Below are 16,660 nucleotides of genomic sequence, written 5' to 3'. Positions count from 1 at the left end.
GAAAATAGATCGTCGTTTTTAGAAGTTAAATTTGGTTAAAGTAACCGTATTTTGTTGCTACACACTGCATTTATTGTAATTTTAAAAAAAAAAATGATATGAGCAATGTAAAGGCATACGCAGCAAAAGCTGCAACTAAGGATCTGGAACCTTTTGATATTGAACGTAGGAAACCAACTGCAGAGGATGTTGAAATTGAAATTCTTTACTGCGGAGTTTGCCACAGTGATATACACACGGTTAAAAACGATTGGAAAAATGCTAAATATCCTTCTGTTCCCGGCCACGAAATAATAGGGCGGGTTACCAAAACCGGGGAAAATGCAACAAATTTCAAGGAAGGACAACTTGTTGGGGTAGGCTGTATGGTCGATTCCTGTCAGGATTGCAGCGCCTGTGCAGAAAACCTGGAGCAATATTGTGAGAAAGGAGCAACCTTTACTTACAACAGCACGGATAAACATTTAGGGGGACATACCTTTGGTGGATATTCTGAAAAAGTAGTGGTCGACAAGAAATTCGTCTTAAACATTCCTGAAAACCTGGATGTTAAAGCAGTTGCACCGCTTCTTTGTGCCGGGATAACCACCTGGTCTCCGCTTCAGCAATGGAACGTTAAAAAAGGGGATAAAGTTGGAGTTATTGGCTTAGGAGGACTTGGTCATATGGGTGTGAAGCTTGCCAATGCAATGGGAGCTCATGTTGTAATGATCACCACTTCTCCATCGAAAGCCAAAGATGCCATGGAACTTGGTGCACACGAGATTTTAATCTCCAAGGATCAGGATCAAATGGCTAAGCACAAAAATTCCTTCGATTTTCTGCTAAATACCATTCCGGTAGGGCACGATGTAAATCCCTACATAGGTTTACTAAAAAGAGATGCTACTATGGTTTTGGTTGGCGCTATTGAGCCTTTAGATCCAATTCACGGCGGCGGACTGATAGCACAACGAAAACGCCTGGCAGGATCCTTAATTGGAGGAATTAAAGAAACCCAGGAAATGCTGGACTTCTGTGGGAAACATAATATTGTTTCAGATGTGGAAATGATCGATATTCAAAAAATTAATCATGCCTACGACCGCGTGATTAAATCGGATGTGAAATACCGGTTTGTAATCGATATGAAATCTTTGAAAAATAATTAAGAGACTTATAAATCTAACCTCATAATTTTTAGTGAGGTTTTGATGCACTTAAAAAGCAGTTGGAAAAACTTCCAACTGCTTTTTTTATTTAGCAAATTTTCTCCTGAAAGATTGCTATAACCGATTTTTTTGAGCAAATAGCTAAACCAATCCTGGGTTATATACTATTTTAATTCTCTTGCAGGGAATAAGGTTTTATCCTCCAAAAAATTTAATTTAGAACAACTTTTTTATCTTTACCTATTCATTGAAATTCGTAAAACTATGCTCCCAAAAAATTACATTTTCCCAGGAGCGAATAAACCATTCTAGATGAGGTTATTATTTATAAATATCAGAGAGTTAATTCAAGTAAGGGATGCGTCCGTAGAGAAAGTTTCTGGATTGGAAATGAAAAAATTGCCCAAAATTCCCAATGCCTGGCTATTTATTGAGGATGATAAAATTTCCGATTTCGGAAAAATGGAAGATCTACCGGAAATCCAGGTAGATCAAACCATTGACCTTTCCGGAAAAATTGTACTTCCCTCCTGGTGCGATTCGCATACCCACCTTGTTTATGCCGGAAACAGGGAACAGGAATTTGTAGACCGCATAAATGGACTTACCTATGAAGAGATCGCGAATCGTGGTGGTGGCATCCTGAACTCTGCCAAAACCCTGAATGAAACTTCAGAGGAAGAATTGTATAAACAATCTGCATCCCGGCTTGAGGAGGTTATCAAACTTGGGACCGGGGCTATTGAAATAAAATCTGGCTATGGCCTTACCAAGGAAGGAGAGTTAAAAATTCTTCGGGTGATTAAAAAACTAAAAGAGAATTATAATTTGCCTGTAAAAGCTACATTTTTAGGAGCACATGCCCTGCCTTCAGAATACAAAAACAGAAAAGAGGAATATCTTACTATGGTTATTGAAGAGATATTACCTGCAGTTGCAAAAGAAGATCTTGCAGAATATATCGATATTTTTTGTGAAAAAGGGTATTTCAGTATCGAGGATACCGACAGGCTTTTGGAAGCCGGAAAAAAATATGGACTACAACCAAAGATCCACGTAAATCAATTCAACTCGATTGGAGGCGTACAAGCCGGAATAGCTCATAAAGCACTTAGTGTAGATCATCTTGAGGTCATGACACCGGAGGATATTAAAAGTTTAATAGGTACGCAAACCATGCCTGTTGCACTTCCCGGCTGCTCCCTGTTTTTAAGTATCCCATACACCCCCGCCAGAGCAATTATGGAAGCCGGTTTGCCCCTGGCCCTTGCTACCGATTTCAATCCCGGAAGTTCTCCCAGCGGCAACATGAATCTTGTGGTTTCCCTGGCTTGTATTAAAATGAAAATGACTCCGGAAGAAGCCATCAATGCAGCAACAATAAATGCTGCGTATGCCATGGATTTAAGCAAGACGCACGGCAGTATTTCAAGAGGAAAAAAAGCAAATTTTATAATTACTAAAAAAATTCCCTCGTATGCTTACTTGCCATATTCTTTTGGCTCTAATGCAATAGAGGATGTTTACATCAATGGAAAATCTGTAAATTAATGGAAGGATTTAAATTATACAATCACAAAAGCATCGCCCACTTCATTTCCGGTCGGGAAGGGGAAATTAAATTTGGAGAAAAAGTAAGTTTTATAAAAGATTTTAATGAACTGGAGGATTCCAAAGCCAGGTATGTACTGTTCGGAATTCCGGAGGATATTGGGATTCGGGGAAATTTGGGAAAACCAGGAGCTTCTAAAGCATGGGATGCATGTTTAAAATCCTTGCTCAATGTGCAGGCAAATCAATATACCAATCCGGAAAATGTGATTTTACTCGGGGAAGTAGATTGTAAAGAGTTTATGTTTAAAGCAGCAAATATCGATCTGGAAGATCCTAATTATTTCGAAAAATTAGGCGAGCTTGTTTCCAAACTTGATACTATCGTGAGCAATGTGGTGGAACGAATAATTTCAGCAGGAAAGATCCCTGTTATTCTGGGTGGTGGACACAACAATGCCTACGGTGCGATAAAAGGAGCATTTAAAGCTCTTAATAAACCTGTGAATATTTTAAATATCGATGCTCATACCGATCTCAGAAAAACCGATTACCGCCACAGTGGGAATGCCTTCAGTTTTGCCCGAAAAGAAAATATCCTTGGAAAATACCGTGTTTTTGGATTGCACCAAAATTATACGCCCGATTACATTTTCAAAAAAATAATACAGTCTCAAAACGATCATTTCAGGCTTTTTGAACATCTTACTTTAAAATCTTCAGAATCCATCATTAAAGCTTTTCAGGAAGAACTGGATTTTACGGCTCAGGAAGATTTTGGACTGGAATTGGATTGTGACGTGATCAAGGATTTCCCAAGCAGCGCTCAGTCTCCAACAGGTTTTCCTATAAATATGGTGAGAAATTTCATCAAAATCGCATCCGAAGAAAAAAACATTCGTTATCTGCATATTTGCGAAGCTGCACCTCAAGAGAATCAAAATTTTGATGTAGGAAAAGCCCTTAGCTATTTCGTCATTGATTTTATGCAGCAGAAAGAATAAAATACACATAATTTTCACAACACCACAAGAATTCAATGGACTTAGAAATAATACCTTTTGATCCTGCTTATGCCGAAGATTTCAAACAACTGAACCTGGCCTGGCTAAACAAATATTTTTGGGTGGAACCTCATGACGAAGAAGTACTGGGCAAACCTGAAAAATACATCCTTGAACCCGGCGGAACTATCTTTTTTGTGAAGGAGCGTGAGAAAGTGATAGGTACTGTAGCACTCATGAAGATGGAAGACGGGATCTTTGAACTTACAAAAATGGCCGTTATTCCTGAAGCTCAGGGTAAAAAGATCGGACAAAAACTCATGGAACATACTCTGAATTACGCCAGAGAGAAAGGCTGGAAAACACTTATTATCTATTCCAATCGAAAACTTGAAAATGCGATCTATATCTACCTAAAATACGGATTTAAGGAAATCCCCATAGAAGAGAATAATCCCTATGCCCGCGGAGATATTAAGATGAAACTAGACTTATAAAAACGAACTTCCAACCTCAAAATTCTGATCCGTCAGGAATTTGAGGTCCATTTTATTAATAGACAGAATTTTATTCCCTGGATAATTTCTGAAAAACCCCGTTGGTCCATCCAAATCCATCCTGAGTAGGATACTCTCCTCCCCCACTTTCTTTAGACAGATCTTCTACGTTGTATTTCTCAAGTAATTTATAAGTGTCTTTATACACCTGCCGATTCAAATTTAGCCATCTTTCTTTAATCTCTTCGGCTAAATCATTTTGATCATAATTTCTTAAACCGGAAATTGTTATCCATTGAAGCGGAGCCCAACCATTTGGTGCATCCCATTGTTGACCAGTATCGTAAGGTGTAGTAACTACCCCACCAGGCTTAAGGAAAATCTCTCTAATTTTCTGGGTAACTTTTTCCGCCTGTTCACCATTCGCTATTTCAAAGAATAAAGGATACACCCCAGCCAATGAGTATACTGGTGTATTTTCTTTTTTTATAAAGTTATAATCCATATAAAAAGCCTTTTCATTATCCCATAGAAATTTCTGCATGGCATTTTTACGGGCTAGAGCCTTTTCCTGAAAAATCCCTGAGTTTTTGGTATCTCCTTTTAATCCATAAGCTTTAGAAATCGTCTCTTCCAAATGATAGAGTAAAGCATTTAGATCTACAGGAATAATATCTGTAGTTTGAATACTGGAAAGCTTGAACCCTTCTTCTTTATCTTCTGTTAGCCACCTGCTGGAAAAATCCCAACCGGATTCTGCGCCGGCTCTTAAATTCCTGTAAACCTCTTCTCTTTTTAAATTTGGAAATTCTATGATCGCCAGGGTAGCAGTTTCTACATCTTCCCTGTAACTCTCAGGTCTTGGTGTATTATTTTCGTCCCAGTATCTATTGAGGATTGTTCCATCTTCCAATCTAACAACTCTTTTAATAGCATTATTCGAAGATTTAAGATCTTTAGACCCAGTCATCCAGAAATCATATTCCATCAAAAGGGTTTCAAGATAAGCAGTATAGACTGAATCCGATTTTGATTCTGCCAATACATCCACCATCAATGAATAAAATGGCGGTTGTGATCTACCTAGGTAATACGTTCTATTTCCATTAGGAATAAAACCAAACTCCGTAATAAGATGTGAAAAATTATCCACCATATTTTGAATAATCGCTATTTCCCCGTCCTCCTGAAGTCCCAACATCGTAAAATAGCTATCCCAATAATAGATCTCCCGAAATCTACCTCCGGGAACTATATAAGGATAAGGTAAAGGGAGCAAGGTTCCTGAAACCTTCCTATCTGCCGGACGCTTTAATACATCCCAAAGTTTGGTTATATGCTCATTGATGGAGGAAGAATCTGTTTTATAAGCTGATTCATTCTGCGGCACCGCAAAATTTTTATAAACAAATTTTGAAATATCATTCGCAGACGTACTCTCAAGGCTGGAATAGTCATTTCTTATTTTTGCTACATCATATAATGGAACGGCATCCACAAAAGTTTTGCTATCCTCAAAAACATCTTTATTGGTTTGAACAGCAAAAAATAATTCTCCGTAAAGTTCTTCTGGAGGAAGGATCTGGGCTTCCCGGGATTCTGAATTTGTAAGCGTCGCGCAACCTGAAAGAAAAAGAAGCGATAAAGAAAGAATTGTGTTGCTGAAATAAGAATGTTTCATAAATAAGGAATTATCTTAAATGAGTGCAGGAAGAATGGCTCCTACTAAATGTTAAATATAAATGATTAATTGATAAAGTCTTACTTCCTGTATAATATTATCAAATAGAATGATTGACAAACCCCCTGTTTGAATCATTGAAATAAGACTAATATCTTAAAAAAATCTTAATTTAGTGTTCCCTCCGTATTCCGAAATGTAACTTTATAAAAAAACATGAAAAAGTTATTGAGTATTTTAAGCATCGCTATCATTTTTACAGGTTGTAAAAATGAAGCCAATGAAAATCAGGAAATTGTTACCACTCAGCAAAACATGGAGGCTGAAGCAGCTAGCGTAGAGATCTCTATAGATCCAATAATGCATGGTACCGCGATTATCAACTGGGGAGAGATGGTTATTTATTTAGATCCCACGGGTGGTGCCGAAGCTTTCGAAGGAAAACCGGAACCGGATTTTGTATTGATCACCGATATTCATGGAGATCACATGGACGCAAAAACCTTGACTGCCATGGAATTGGGTGATACCAAAATTTTAGCACCTCAAGCGGTTAAGGATCAACTTCCAAAAGAACTTGGAGAAAAGATCTCTGTAATTAACAATGATGAAACGCAAAATTTTATGGAATTCAGCATAACCGCAATTCCAATGTATAATTTGCCGGAAGCGGCTGATGCCTTCCATCCAAAAGGTCGTGGAAATGGATATATTCTTGAAAAGGACGGAAAACGATTTTATATTTCAGGAGATACAGAAGATATTCCGGAAATGCGCAATTTAAAGAATATCGATATGGCACTGGTTGCGATGAACCTTCCTTATACTATGACCGTAGATCAGGCTGCAGAAGCAGTACTGGCTTTTCAGCCTAAACAGGTTTACCCTTTTCATTATCGAGGTGGGGATGGTTTATCCGATGTTGAAAAATTTAAGAAAACGGTCAATCAAAAAAATTCAAAAATTGAAGTTGTGCTTTTAGATTGGTATCCCAAAATGTAATAATAAATCATTAGAAGTTAGAACTAAGAGAATATTTACCATAAAAAAAACGCCCTTAGAAGGCGTTTTTTTTATTTCAGGCAAAATATATTACTTCATCAGTTTTACTCTCACTGCATTTAATCCCTTCTGACCTCTTTCGGTTTCAAAAGTAACTTTATCATTCTCAGAAACTGAATCTTCAAGACTGTTAATATGAACAAAGATACTTTCCTGACTATCGTGATCTTTAATAAAACCATAGCCTTTAGAATCATTGAAAAAAGTAATAGTACCTTTTCTCATTGGATCTTCCGGCTCAACATCTTCTTTCTTGGAAGTACTAATCGCAATATCTTCAGTATTTATTACTGTTTTCTTCTTTGTTGGATCCGGAGGGGTTGATGTAAGATTTCCATCTTCATCTACATAGGCAAACATATCTTCAAGGCTTTTCCCCTTGTCAGAATTTGCTTTGCGCTCTTCTTTCTTCAAAAGCTTATCCTTCTTCTTCTTTAACTTCTTTTTCTCTTTTTCTTTTTTATTAGACGTTTCTTGTGATCTACCCATAGTTTGATTTTAATTTTTGACTTGTGCTCAACTATAACCTGGTGTTTAATTTATTTTTTTACCAGTTAAAATTGGATCATAATTTAAGCATTTTTTTTTAATTTATTTTTTTATGTACGAATTAATTTAAAAAATATTTTTTGAATTAACTATTAAAAAGGGGTTTACCTTTCATCATATTCTCCACCTCTTTTTTCACTTCTTCCAGAATGGTTTCATCTTCAAAATTTGTAATCACTCTATCAATTAGCTCAACTATTTTAGACATATCCTCTTCTTTTAAGCCTCTTGTGGTAACCGCAGGAGTTCCAATACGTATTCCTGAAGTCACAAAAGGAGATTTATCATCAAAAGGAACCATATTTTTGTTTACAGTAATTTCAGATTTTCCAAGTGCTTCTTCGGCTTGTTTTCCGTTGATGTTTTTATTCCGAAGATCTATTAACATCATATGGTTATCTGTTCCGCCGGAGATCACGTGGTAGTCCTTGTCCATAAATGCTTGCGCCAGGGCTTTTGCGTTTTTCTTTATTTGTACGGTGTAGTATAGAAAATCATCGGTTAAAGCTTCACCAAAAGCAATTGCCTTAGCTGCGATTATGTGTTCCAAAGGTCCACCCTGATTTCCCGGAAAAACAGCGCTATCCAAAAGTGTAGACATTTTTTTAAGATTCCCGTTCTTAAGTTTCAACCCGAAAGGATTATCAAAATCTGTGCCCATCATTATAATTCCACCTCTTGGACCTCTAAGGGTTTTATGAGTTGTAGAAGTTACCACGTGACAATGCGGCAAAGGATCTCCCAACAGACCTTTTGCTATAAGTCCTGCAGGATGTGCAATGTCTGCAAAGAGAATAGCTCCTATACTGTCGGCTATTTCACGAAATCTTTTATAATCAATTTCTCTTGAATATGCAGATGCACCGGCGATGATCATTTTAGGTTTTTCCCGTTCTGCAATTTCGGCTACAGCATCCATATCTATTAAACCGGTTTTTTCATCTACTCCGTAAAATACTGGGTCATACAATCTTCCTGAAAAATTCACAGGAGAGCCATGAGTCAAATGTCCACCGTGCGACAGATCGAATCCAAGAAATTTATCACCTGGATTCAAACAGGCATGAAAAACAGCTGTATTTGCCTGGGATCCGGAATGCGGTTGTACGTTGGCATATTCTGCATTAAAAAGTTCCTTTAAGCGTTCAATAGCCAGGGTTTCAACCTGATCTACCACTTCACATCCGCCATAATATCTTTTCCCAGGGTAGCCTTCGGCGTATTTGTTTGTCAAAACAGATCCCGCTGCTTCCAATACCTGGTCACTCACAAAGTTCTCACTTGCAATTAATTCCAAGCCGTTTATTTGTCTGTTTTTTTCCTGATTTATCAAATCGAAAATCTGGGTATCTCGTTGCATAAAAAAATTTTACGTTAAATATTCATCAAAAGTAATAATTACAATCGGTTAATGCATGGAAAATAATATATTTGAAGCAAGTAGATTTAAGAATAAAACAAAATATATATGCCTATTACAGCAAATGATCCTAAGAGAAAAACCTGGCTGGACCTTCCAGAAGAAACAGATTTTCCTATACAAAACATTCCTTTCGGGGTGTTTTTAACAAGGGACGATATCATTACAATTGGCACAAGGATTGGCGATTACGCCATAGATCTTGGGGCCTTACATCAATTGGGGTATTTTGAAGGTATTCCTTTAACCGATGATATTTTTCTTCAGGATACCCTGAACGATTTTATTTCCGACGGAAAAAAAACCTGGCGTTTGGTAAGAAACCGGATCGCCGATATTTTTGATGCAAAAAATTCAAAATTAAAAGATAACCAGGAGGATAGAAATACGGTTTTATTTACCCTGGATGAGATTGAAATGCAACTGCCTATCCTGGTGGGGGATTACACCGATTTTTACTCCAGCAAGGAACATGCAACCAATGTGGGAACAATGTTCCGCGATCCAGAAAATGCACTTTTGCCAAACTGGCTGCATATTCCTGTAGGATATCACGGTAGAAGTTCTTCTATAATACCAAGTGGAATTCCTGTGCACAGGCCTCAGGGACAAATTTTACCTGCCGGGGCAGATGAGCCTATATTGGCTCCTTCAAAATTGGTGGATTTTGAAATGGAAATGGCTTTTATCACTACAGATGCCAACCCACTTGGAGAACCTATTCCTATTGAAGAAGCTGAAGACTATATCTTTGGGCTGGTACTTTTCAATGACTGGAGCGCAAGGGATATCCAAAAATGGGAATACGTACCCCTGGGTCCGTTTTTAGCAAAAAACTTCGCTTCCTCTGTTTCCCCGTGGATCGTAACCCTGGATGCGCTGGAACCTTTTAGAACTGAAAGTCCGAAACCTGAAAAAAAACTGCTTCCCTACCTTCAATTTAAAGGGAAGAAAAGTTTTGACATCAACCTTCAGGTTGCTTTACAGCCTGAAAATTCAGAAGAGACAGTTCTGTCCAATACAAACTTCAAATATATGTACTGGAATATGAGTCAGCAACTGGCGCATCATACCGTCAATGGCTGTAATGTTCTTTCAGGAGATATGATGGGATCGGGAACTATTTCCGGCCCTACTCCAGATACTTATGGATCCATGCTTGAACTTTCCTGGAAAGGATCAAAACCTATTAAACTAAAGGACGGAAGTGAAAGGAAATTTATTGAAGACAATGATACCGTTATTATGCGCGGATACTGTAAAGGTAAAGATAGACGCATTGGCTTTGGAGAGATTAGAACAAAACTGCTTCCTGTCTACCAACCTAAAAAGAAATAATCAAGTTTATTCCAAATAAAGAACCTCGGGGCAAGCCCGTTCGTTAAGTGCAGAGCCGCCTGAACGAAAGTCATTTCAGGTAATCCCGTCCGAACGGTACGGGCGGGCCAACAAGGTATGAATTGGAAATCTTTTTAAAAATTCGAGGCATCTCGCTATCGGGACGTGGAATTAAACCCTCAATGAGAGATTAACAAAGCCATCTTTTCAGGTGGCTTTTTTACTTTTAAATCTGATCAATCGGATTAACTCTTATCCTTATTCTCACTATCCTTTGGATCCTTTTGATCTTTAGGATCTTTTTCTTCCATTCGTTGCATTCCATTTTCCCGCTCTCCTTTCATTATCCCGGTGCTGTCTCCATAACCACGGGGTCCTGCCTGATTTCTCCTTTGTGCCTGATCAAAATTTCGATTCGGAAGCGGCTTTTCATGCCTGGCTTCTGCCATTCTGCTTTCCGGCCCTTCATTTTTACTATTCTTATCGTTTTGCTTTTCGCTGTTTTCTGAATTTTTCTTTTTTTCCATAGCCTTTGTTTAAAATTATTTACTCTTTTCTCTAATTTACGTCATCTGTATTTCCTGAAAATCCTGATTAATAAACTTTAACAGCCAATTCAAAAATTGTATTAAGAATGTTAAGCAACAAATTTATTCAGGCTTCCGGCATTGATTTCGCTGTGGGAAGCATCATAAACAGCTTTTCCATCCTTGATAATAATTAATTGCGGACTTTCATGCGGCACATTAAATTTTGAAGCAATCTTACTGGATATGTCCCGGTGACTAAGCAAATCCAAGAAATACAATTTCATACGCCCTTCGTCAAGATCATACTCCTTTTCAAACTGTCTCAGTACCATTCGGCTGATTCCACAACTGGTAGAATGTTTTAAAATTGCCACAGGCTGTTGATGAGAAACCTCTGCAATTTCTTCCAGAGTTGCTATTTCAGTTAATTGATTCCACGGAACGCTTTTAATTTCTTCTTTTGCTATATCGCGTCCACTTTTAAATTTATCAAAAAATCCCATTTTTTCTATTAGTTTTAGAATTGCAAAATACGGTTTTGATCATAATTCTTTTCATATAGAATTACTAAAATTTACCCGGGATACAAAAAATAGCTGTAAATTATTGGTTAACTAAGACAGAATTGAGTTCAATCGGTCATTTTGACATTAAAAATTCTTGATTTTATGTCATTTTTGCAGGCTAAAAGTATTGGTATATACTTTGTAAATCTTCTATAAATCTTCAGAACCATGAACTTTAATAACTTTACGATAAAATCACAAGAGGCAATTCAGCAGGCACAACAGCTGGCACAGGAATTAGGTCATCAGCAAATAGAGAATGAACACATTTTTAAAGCCATCACAACGGTCGATGAGAATGTAGCTCCTTTTTTATTGAAGAAATTAAATATCAATGTGAATTTGTTCAATCAAATTCTGGATAATACGCTAACAAGCTTTCCTAAAGTAAGCGGCGGAGATATTATATTATCTCGGGAAGCTTCAAAAACGTTGAATGAAGCGAGCAGCATTGCCAAAAAAATGAAGGATGAATTCGTATCTATAGAGCATTTGATTCTTGCGATATTTAAATCTTCAAGTAAGATTGCCCAAATAATGAAAGATCAGGGCGCTACAGAAAAGGGATTGCTGGCAGCTATTGACGAATTGCGAAAAGGAGATCGTGTAACCTCCCAAAGTGCTGAAGAGACCTATAACTCCCTGAACAAATACGCCAAAAACCTTAACAAGATGGCAGAAGAAGGGAAGCTGGATCCTGTAATTGGGCGAGATGAAGAAATAAGAAGGGTTTTACAGATACTTTCCAGAAGAACCAAAAACAATCCAATGCTGGTTGGAGAACCTGGAGTGGGTAAAACAGCTATTGCAGAAGGCCTGGCACATCGTATAATTGCCGGTGACATCCCTGAAAACCTGAAGGATAAACAAATTTATTCGTTGGATATGGGAGCTTTGATCGCAGGTGCTAAATACAAAGGTGAATTTGAGGAAAGATTGAAAGCAGTTATTAAGGAAGTGACTGAAAGCGAAGGTGATATTGTACTCTTTATTGATGAAATTCACACCCTTGTTGGTGCAGGAGGCGGACAAGGCGCAATGGATGCTGCTAATATTCTAAAACCTGCCCTGGCACGCGGAGAACTTCGGGCAATTGGTGCAACAACTTTGGATGAATATCAAAAATATTTTGAAAAGGATAAGGCTCTGGAAAGGCGTTTCCAAAAGATAATTGTGGATGAACCGGATACAGAAAGTGCTATCTCCATTTTACGTGGGATCAAGGAAAAATATGAAACGCATCACAAAGTAAGGATCAAAGATGAGGCAATTATTGGAGCTGTAGAACTATCACAACGCTACATAACAAACCGTTTTTTACCGGATAAGGCCATAGATCTTATGGACGAGGCTGCATCAAAGCTTCGAATGGAAATAAATTCAAAACCTGAGGAATTAGATGTTCTGGACAGAAAAGTTACTCAGTTGGAAATAGAGATCGAGGCTATAAAAAGAGAAAAAGACGAGGTTAAATTAAAATCCCTAAGCGCCGATCTTGCTAATTTAAAAGAGGAACGCAATGAATTAAATGCACGATGGAAAAATGAAAAGGAAGTAGTAGATAATATCCAAACTGCAAAATCTGATATCGAACATTTTAAACTGGAAGCCGAAAAAGCAGAGCGTGAAGGCGATTATGGAAAAGTGGCGGAAATACGTTACGGAAAAATAAAAGAAGCTCAGGAGCAACTTGAAAGATTACAACAACAATTGAATGAGAATAAAGACAGCCACACCCTTATCAAGGAAGAAGTTACCTATGAGGATATTGCAGAAGTAGTTGCCAAATGGACCGGAGTTCCGGTTACCAAGATGATTCAAAGTGAACGTGAAAAACTATTGAAACTGGAAGATGAGCTACATAAAAGAGTGGTTGGACAGGAAGAAGCTATAGAAGCTGTGAGTGATGCGGTGAGAAGAAGTCGTGCCGGGCTTCAGGATCAAAAAAAACCAATAGGAACTTTCTTGTTCCTGGGAACTACAGGAGTTGGTAAAACCGAACTTGCCAAAGCCCTTGCCGAATATCTTTTTGATGATGAAGCCGCAATGACCAGGATCGATATGAGCGAGTATCAGGAACGACATTCTGTGAGCAGGCTTGTAGGAGCACCTCCTGGATATATTGGTTACGAAGAAGGAGGGCAATTAACAGAAGCTGTTCGAAGAAAGCCTTATTCTGTGATCTTGCTGGATGAGATCGAAAAAGCCCATCCGGACACATTCAATATCCTTTTACAGGTGCTGGATGAAGGGAGACTTACCGATAACAAAGGGAGACTTGCAGATTTTAAGAATACCATTATCATTATGACATCCAATATGGGCTCGCAAATAATTCAGGAAAAATTTGAAGCAGTACTGGATGTGGAAACCGCCATGGAAGCGGCTAAAACCGAAGTGCTCGCCCTGCTAAAACAAAGCGTTCGACCAGAATTCATCAATAGGATAGATGATATCGTGATGTTCACTCCATTATCGGCGAAAAATATCCACCAAATTGTAGGCCTTCAGTTAAAAGGTGTGAAAAAAATGCTTTTAAAGCAGGGAATTACCCTGGATGCTACTGAAGAAGCAATTAACTTTTTAGCAAAACGCGGATATGATCCGCAATTTGGCGCAAGACCAGTAAAAAGGGTCGTACAACGTGAAGTACTGAATAAGCTTTCCAAGGAGATCCTTTCAGGAAAAGTGCATATAGAAAGTATAATTTTGCTGGATGAATTTGATGATAACCTTGTTTTTAGAAATCAGGAATCTCTGGCAACGAATGAATAGCTAAAAAAAATTTAGTTATAAAAAAAAGCGGCTGCTCAAATTGAGCAGCCGCTTTCAGGTTCATGATAATCAATTACCATTTATCGATTTCACGTTGCAATTCTTCTTTTGTTTTACCTGTCTTTTCTTGTAATCTCCCCATCATTTCATCAAATTTCCCTTCAGAATAAGTAACGTCATCATCGGTCAATTTTCCATATTTCTGTTTGAAATCACCTTTGATTTGTTTCCACTTTCCTTCTAACTGATCATTATTCATAGTTTTAATATTTAAATTAATAATAAAGTTAAATGTAACATTCAGCTTATCAGAATTCTCTCAACAAATCCCTATTTTTATCTTAAGAAATTGTTATTTTTGCGATTTATCAAAATTCATGAAAAAAAACCTCCTTTTATTGTTCTTTGTAGTACTTGCTGCGTCTTGCGGAACAACAAAAACCATTGATCATAAGAATATTGAACTCAGCTTTTTGGATGATTTTATCCTTCCGGAAAATTTGGAAATTGAGGAAACTAAAGTAGGTGGTCTTTCAGGAATAGATCATTATGATGGAATCTATTATTTGGTTTGTGATCATCCCGGAAATCCAAGATTTTACAAGGCGAGTATTGAAATAAATAAGAAAAAAATCGATACCGTATTAATTTCCGAAATGATTGAATTGGACAGGACTTCCAAATTTTTTAAGAACAACACTTTAGACCTGGAATCAATACGATACAACGTTGAGAAAAACGAACTCGTTCTTAGTAGTGAAGGATCATTTAATAACGGAAAAGACCCCTCCATTTTTCACATAAGCCCAAATGGTCAATTTCTATTAAATTATTCCCTCCCCGATTATTTTTCAGCTTCCGGAGAGCAAAAACCTAGAAATAATGGTGTTTTTGAAGGTTTGACTGAAAGTCTTGACAAATCAGGGTATTGGGCAGGAATGGAACTCCCATTGGAAAAAGACGGCTCTAAACCAAAATTGTTCCCAACTAAATCTCCTGTAAGAATTACTCATTTCAATAAAGAAACCGGAGAACCTACCCGGCAATTCGTGATGCAACTGGAAAACATCACTAAAATTCCCTGGATGTATTTTGCCGTAAATGGATTGACTGAAATTTTGGAATATGCACCAAGCAGGTTTCTGGTGCTGGAAAGAGCTTTCTCTGCCGGACACGGAACAAATGGCAATACCGTCAGGATCTTTGACGTTGATGCCAGAAATGCAAGCAATACTTTGAACATCGAAAATTTGAGAAAAGAGGCTTATACCGCGGCAACAAAAAAACTGGTTTTCGATTTTAAATCTGTAAGAAAACAATTAAAAGAGAATATCATCGACAATCTTGAAGGAATGACTTTTGGGCCGGATCTCCCCAATGGAAACAAAACTTTACTTCTGGTATCCGATGATAATTTTAGCAGTATTGGAAAACAGATCAGTCAGATAATCCTGATGGAAGTAACGATTAAACTCTAATGTTTTTAAATATTCAGATATGAAATGAGCATAACGCGGATACGATACAAACACCGATAAAAATATGCGAATTACTTCCGATAGCTAGATATCGGGAGACCACCAAAAAACAATAAACATCAACATATGAAAGAAAATATTGAATTCATTAAAAAACATTTTGTAACCGATATTTCTGCAGGTCTCATAGTATTTCTTAATGCCCTGCCACTGTGTCTGGGAATATCTTTAGCATCTGGAGCTCCGCTCTTTTCCCGAATTATTGCCGGAATAAATGGTGGAATTGTAGTGGGTTTCTCGAGTAACTCGAGTATCAATGTTAGTGGTCCCGCTGCAAGTGTAGCTTTGATAATATTTACAGCTATTCAAACTCTTGGTAGTTTTGAAGCGGTATTGGTCGCCGTTATTTTTGCCGGACTTTTGCAAATAGCCTTAGGATATTTAAAAGCAGGAACGGTAGCTTACTTTTTCCCTAATGCTATGATTAAAGGGATACTTGCTTCAATTGGGCTTATATTGATCCTGAAGCAAATTCCGCACGCTTTTGGAGTAGCCGGCGCTTTTGAAAGAGTTGAATCTTTTCAAAACTATGATGGAACCAATACTTTTACAGAGCTTCTCAAAATATTTAAGGAAATAAGTTATGGCGCCACTATCATAACTATCGCATCCTTAATAATAATAATTGGTTGGGATCGTCCAGCATTAAAACGATTTACATTTTTTAAATTCTTCCCATCTGCATTAGCCGCTGTGGTTATTAGTATCTTTTTAAATGAATTTTTTAAATTTTATTTGCCAGATTTCGCCTTGGATTCCAGTCAGCTGGTGAATTTACCTGTTGCAGATTCAATAGGTGAATTCGCAAATTTCTTTCAATTTCCGGATTTTTCAGTAATTGGAAATGTAGATGTTTACACTATCGCTTTATCGATTGCTTTTATTGCGAGTTTAGAGTCACTTTTAAGTACAGAGGCGGGTGATAAACTTGATCCGTATAAAAGAAGAACTTCAACAAATCGAGAGCTTAAAGCTCAGGGTATTGGAAATATAGTTGC

The 16,660-nt window shown here is 37.6% G+C and carries 15 protein-coding genes; 9 read left to right on the top strand and 6 right to left on the bottom strand.

Going from position 1 to position 16,660, the window contains the following annotated elements:
* Positions 1-98 precede the first annotated feature (98 nt).
* From GILLI_RS15735 to GILLI_RS15720, 4 genes are all read left to right on the top strand, one after another.
* Entirely contained in the window at positions 99-1,151 is a 1,053-nt protein-coding gene (locus tag GILLI_RS15735; protein WP_006990113.1) for an NAD(P)-dependent alcohol dehydrogenase, read from the top strand.
* Positions 1,152-1,463: 312 nt separating this feature from the next.
* Positions 1,464-2,702, top strand: coding sequence for an imidazolonepropionase (hutI, locus tag GILLI_RS15730; RefSeq protein WP_006990112.1), 1,239 nt, complete (start codon positions 1,464-1,466; stop codon positions 2,700-2,702).
* A complete protein-coding gene (locus GILLI_RS15725; RefSeq protein WP_006990111.1) occupies positions 2,702-3,706 on the top strand; it encodes a formimidoylglutamase in 1,005 nt (334 codons plus the stop codon). The genes hutI and GILLI_RS15725 overlap by 1 nt, the downstream gene beginning before the upstream one ends.
* Positions 3,707-3,741: 35 nt before the next feature.
* Positions 3,742-4,203, top strand: coding sequence for a GNAT family N-acetyltransferase (locus GILLI_RS15720; protein ID WP_006990110.1), 462 nt, complete (start codon positions 3,742-3,744; stop codon positions 4,201-4,203).
* A gap of 70 nt (positions 4,204-4,273) precedes the next feature.
* Here the strand turns inward: GILLI_RS15720 and treF are convergent, their stop codons facing one another.
* A complete protein-coding gene (gene treF, locus GILLI_RS15715) occupies positions 4,274-5,884 on the bottom strand; it encodes an alpha,alpha-trehalase TreF (protein WP_006990109.1) in 1,611 nt (536 codons plus the stop codon).
* Between the two features lie 216 nt (positions 5,885-6,100).
* Between treF and GILLI_RS15710 the strand changes: the two genes are divergently transcribed.
* Positions 6,101-6,886: an MBL fold metallo-hydrolase gene (locus GILLI_RS15710; protein ID WP_006990108.1), complete on the top strand. Its 786-nt coding sequence runs from the start codon at positions 6,101-6,103 to the stop codon at positions 6,884-6,886.
* Between the two features lie 90 nt (positions 6,887-6,976).
* On the opposite strand, the gene GILLI_RS15705 is transcribed toward GILLI_RS15710, so the two are convergent.
* Together GILLI_RS15705 and glyA are read right to left on the bottom strand one after the other, a co-directional pair.
* Positions 6,977-7,435 carry a cold-shock protein gene (locus GILLI_RS15705; protein ID WP_006990107.1) on the bottom strand — a complete coding sequence of 153 codons (459 nt, stop codon included), beginning with the start codon at positions 7,433-7,435 and terminating at the stop codon, positions 6,977-6,979.
* A gap of 145 nt (positions 7,436-7,580) precedes the next feature.
* Positions 7,581-8,855, bottom strand: a complete 1,275-nt coding sequence (glyA, locus tag GILLI_RS15700) for a serine hydroxymethyltransferase (RefSeq protein ID WP_006990106.1) — start codon at positions 8,853-8,855, stop codon at positions 7,581-7,583.
* A 108-nt stretch (positions 8,856-8,963) separates the two neighbouring features.
* On the opposite strand from glyA, the gene fahA reads away from it, so the two are divergent.
* The gene (gene fahA / locus GILLI_RS15695; RefSeq protein ID WP_006990105.1) at positions 8,964-10,253 is read left to right on the top strand and encodes a fumarylacetoacetase; all 1,290 of its coding nucleotides are present in this window, start codon (positions 8,964-8,966) and stop codon (positions 10,251-10,253) included.
* A gap of 245 nt (positions 10,254-10,498) precedes the next feature.
* Here fahA and GILLI_RS15690 read toward each other — a convergent pair whose 3' ends face one another.
* Together GILLI_RS15690 and ytxJ are read right to left on the bottom strand one after the other, a co-directional pair.
* On the bottom strand, positions 10,499-10,780 hold the full coding sequence (locus GILLI_RS15690) for a hypothetical protein (RefSeq protein ID WP_006990104.1): 282 nt from the start codon (positions 10,778-10,780) through the stop codon (positions 10,499-10,501).
* A 110-nt stretch (positions 10,781-10,890) separates the two neighbouring features.
* Entirely contained in the window at positions 10,891-11,286 is a 396-nt protein-coding gene (gene ytxJ, locus GILLI_RS15685; RefSeq protein ID WP_006990103.1) for a bacillithiol system redox-active protein YtxJ, read from the bottom strand.
* 231 nt (positions 11,287-11,517) lie between these two features.
* Between ytxJ and clpB the strand changes: the two genes are divergently transcribed.
* A complete protein-coding gene (gene clpB, locus GILLI_RS15680) occupies positions 11,518-14,124 on the top strand; it encodes an ATP-dependent chaperone ClpB (protein ID WP_006990102.1) in 2,607 nt (868 codons plus the stop codon).
* A 73-nt stretch (positions 14,125-14,197) separates the two neighbouring features.
* On the opposite strand, the gene GILLI_RS15675 is transcribed toward clpB, so the two are convergent.
* The gene (locus GILLI_RS15675) at positions 14,198-14,383 is read right to left on the bottom strand and encodes a CsbD family protein (RefSeq protein WP_006990101.1); all 186 of its coding nucleotides are present in this window, start codon (positions 14,381-14,383) and stop codon (positions 14,198-14,200) included.
* A gap of 118 nt (positions 14,384-14,501) precedes the next feature.
* Between GILLI_RS15675 and GILLI_RS15670 the strand changes: the two genes are divergently transcribed.
* On the top strand, positions 14,502-15,602 hold the full coding sequence (locus GILLI_RS15670) for an esterase-like activity of phytase family protein (protein ID WP_050855620.1): 1,101 nt from the start codon (positions 14,502-14,504) through the stop codon (positions 15,600-15,602).
* A 126-nt stretch (positions 15,603-15,728) separates the two neighbouring features.
* Positions 15,729-16,660, top strand: a 932-nt coding sequence (locus tag GILLI_RS15665; protein ID WP_006990099.1) for a SulP family inorganic anion transporter, incomplete at its 3' end; no start/stop codon positions are given.

Origin of the sequence: Gillisia limnaea DSM 15749 (assembly GCF_000243235.1) — a bacterium.
Lineage (GTDB): Bacteria > Bacteroidota > Bacteroidia > Flavobacteriales > Flavobacteriaceae > Gillisia > Gillisia limnaea.
This window is presented reverse-complemented; position numbering and strand designations above follow the sequence as displayed.